The 2623-nt window shown below is 61.9% G+C and carries 4 protein-coding genes and 2 pseudogenes; all 6 read right to left on the reverse strand.

Translation table 11 applies throughout. The features are described from left to right. Positions 1–186: pseudogene (locus tag QZX93_RS15685) on the reverse strand (DNA repair protein RadC); the annotation flags it as partial. Between the two features lie 198 nt (positions 187–384). Then, positions 385–669: a hypothetical protein gene (locus tag QZX93_RS15690; protein ID WP_295393490.1), complete on the reverse strand. Its 285-nt coding sequence runs from the start codon at positions 667–669 to the stop codon at positions 385–387. Beyond that, a complete protein-coding gene (locus QZX93_RS15695) occupies positions 666–1112 on the reverse strand; it encodes a hypothetical protein (protein ID WP_295393492.1) in 447 nt (148 codons plus the stop codon). Before QZX93_RS15695 ends, QZX93_RS15690 begins: the two co-directional genes overlap by 4 nt. An 84-nt stretch (positions 1113–1196) precedes the next feature. After that, complete coding sequence (locus tag QZX93_RS15700) at positions 1197–1811, reverse strand: hypothetical protein (RefSeq protein WP_295393493.1); 615 nt, start codon at positions 1809–1811, stop codon at positions 1197–1199. Then, positions 1808–2077 carry a hypothetical protein gene (locus tag QZX93_RS15705; RefSeq protein ID WP_295393495.1) on the reverse strand — a complete coding sequence of 90 codons (270 nt, stop codon included), beginning with the start codon at positions 2075–2077 and terminating at the stop codon, positions 1808–1810. Before QZX93_RS15705 ends, QZX93_RS15700 begins: the two co-directional genes overlap by 4 nt. 275 nt (positions 2078–2352) lie before the next feature. Next, positions 2353–2623 (reverse strand): annotated as a pseudogene (locus QZX93_RS15710) (hypothetical protein); the annotation flags it as partial.

Below are 2623 nucleotides of genomic sequence, written 5' to 3' on the forward strand. Positions count from 1 at the left end.
ATAGAGCCTCAGCTTCAAGTAGTCGCGGGTCGCTTGCGGACTGGTGAGGCAGTCCCCCTTGGTCAGGTAGACCGCCTCCAGACACCGGATGGCTTTCGCCACCAGCGTGCGGTCGGTGCGCGACAGGGCCGGGCGGCGCTCGTCGTCATCAATGTCGTCTGCGAACAGGGAAAGTTGTTTGGCCATGGTGGTCTCCTGGGTTGGTGAGACCGGGAGACACACCGTCCCCATGGGGAGAGCGCGTCTCCCGGTGGGGATCGGAATCGGCCGCGCACCCGCTTTAGGGCGTGCAAGCCATCGGCTTAGTGTTGGTGGGCGGCGTTATCCCTGCTGCGCAAGTCCAGCGGGTAGGCCGGCTTCCCGCGGGGTTTCTTGGACGTGGTTTCAGAGAAGAGCGACTGGGGTACCAGCGAGGCCGCAATAGCCTCTGGGTCGATCGTCCGCACGATAACTGTCGGGCAGTTTGCGTGAATCCATGCCCGGGTCTTCCCAACGCCACGCCATGCACTGCTCATGCCGGCACGGCGCGAAGGTCGATACGGTGGGAATGGTGCCGAGGCTAAGCTGACCGGGCTGATAAGCCGCGGTAATCTCGTCCATCGTCATCCGACGGCTGATCGTGCGTAGCGGACAGCCGATGCCCTTTGCCTCGTCCGCTGCGACGATCATGGCTGCGCCCCGGCGGCCGCAAAGTGGGCACAGTAGAGCGCGTCCGTGTCGTCGCTTAATGCGTGATCGATGAACCGATCACGCCACGCAAACCCATCGAGCTCACTGTGTCGATTGGCTTTTCCATGAAGCCCACAGTCTAAGTCCCAGGCGCCACGCTCAAACCACCTGTCCGCGTGGCCACAGTGACCGCACATGCGGGTATTGTCATTTCCGTTCGGATACATCAGTCGCTGTTGTACGACCCACGGCGACTCTGCTCCAGTTTGCTCTGACTGCACGAAGACAGTACGCTCGTACTGCGCGAGCCGACGGATTGCGAGCAGAATCTCGGGATCGCGGGTGATGCCGAGATGGCCAAGCGCCTGGCATTCAGCCGAGCAAAAGGGATTGTCCGGGTCATCCTTCGGGCGCCGGCAGTGCTGGCAGTTGTTATCACTCACGTTTCACCTCATTGGCTGATGGGGAGACGCACGTTCCCCTATCAGGGAGGCGGCCTCCCCTTGGGGTTGATCGAACTGGTTACGTTACGCGGTCGCGGTGATACCGCGCGGGCCCATCACCACGAGCGTGCCATTCTCCTTGATGCGCTCATACACATACTCCAACAGGGTGATCGCCTCCGCATCCAATTGGGTATCGGGATTATTGGTAACCTGTTCGACGATCGCCGGAATGGCGTCGTAACAGAACAGTCCGGCCCGTAAGCCGTCGCGCACCGTCCGCCAAGGCTTGCATTCCTTGCCGTCCACCAGGAGGTAGTCGGGGCACCAGGTCACCCTGGTCCGGCCACCGTCCGCCGCGTCGAGTGCGGCCAGCTTCTGGCGGAACTGATAGGTCGTCGCATCGAACACCTGGCGGCCACAGGAGACCCAGGCGTGGAACAGAAAGCCGCCGGTCCCGGCGGCCACCGCGGACCCTTCGCGGTGGTGACACACCACCGCACCGGGGTCTTGGCCGTCCACGCGCCAGGCGGCATAGCCGGCCACCAGGCGCACGTCGTTGATGCCCGCGCGGGCCAGTAGGTGCTGACAGGCCAAGGCATGCCAGATGCAGTCCGTGCCGAGGTGACTGCTCGCCGTCGTGGCGATGGTCCGCACGGCCGTGGCGACCTGGCCGGCGATCTCTTCAGGTATCTTCATGCGCTCGCTCCTAAGCGGTGCAACCTCTCACGTTCGTAGACATCCAACATCGAATAGAGAACGTCAGGGTCATAGATCTCCCCCGGGTAGTAATTGTCAAGGTCCTCTGCATATGGGAGTTGATCACTCAATTCGCATTGGACTTTTATTGCTGCAATAGCGGCAGCAAGTTCTGCATCGCTATATCCCATGGCTTCGGTGGCGATGGTCTCTTCATCGGCGCCGCGCTCACGTATCTCATGATCGCTCAGATGGAAATTGTTCATTATGGGTCTCCTGCCTATTTGTGGTTGGGTAGAGACATCTCCCCCGTGGCGGGAGGATATCTCCCCGCTGGGGAAGGTTCCGGTGTAGTTCAAACATCGTTTCGGCTGTTTTTGTAGTCCGCTCAGCTTGCGGTGATCTCGGTCTCACCATGGAGAACCGAAGAAGACCTGCGTGCGCTGTGCTCTCAGTGGTCAAAAGCGCAGGGCAGGCACGCCTCCCGGACCAGACCCGGCAGTCCACAGTGGACTGCCGGCCTGGACCTGGCGTGGGTTGGTTACTTCAGTAGCAGCCGCTCCGCAATACGGAACAGCTCGCCCTTGAGGTCGGCGACGCTGGCGATCTGCACGGCGACGGGAAACAGCCGGTCGACGCTGGTGGCAATCCCAACGCCGATCATCTCGATACCGGCGGTGCCGGCACGCATCACCATCGCATTGGCGCTGTCCCAGTCATTTGGGCCGCCATCGGTCAGGGTCAGAATGACCCGGCGCTCTTCCTGACGCGCCAACAGGTCCGCCGCGGCATACCACAGCGCCCCCGTCATC

It is taken from the genome of uncultured Thiodictyon sp. (genome assembly GCF_903946935.1).
In the GTDB taxonomy this organism is placed as follows: domain Bacteria; phylum Pseudomonadota; class Gammaproteobacteria; order Chromatiales; family Chromatiaceae; genus Thiodictyon.

What these genes read in the sequence shown, in the direction of transcription:
- QZX93_RS15690 (WP_295393490.1), bottom strand. Translation starts at nt 669, where the DNA reads ATGATCGTCGCAGCGGACGAGGCAAAGGGCATCGGCTGTCCGCTACGC.
- QZX93_RS15700 (WP_295393493.1), bottom strand. Translation starts at nt 1,811, where the DNA reads ATGAAGATACCTGAAGAGATCGCCGGCCAGGTCGCCACGGCCGTGCGG.
- QZX93_RS15705 (WP_295393495.1), bottom strand. Translation starts at nt 2,077, where the DNA reads ATGAACAATTTCCATCTGAGCGATCATGAGATACGTGAGCGCGGCGCC.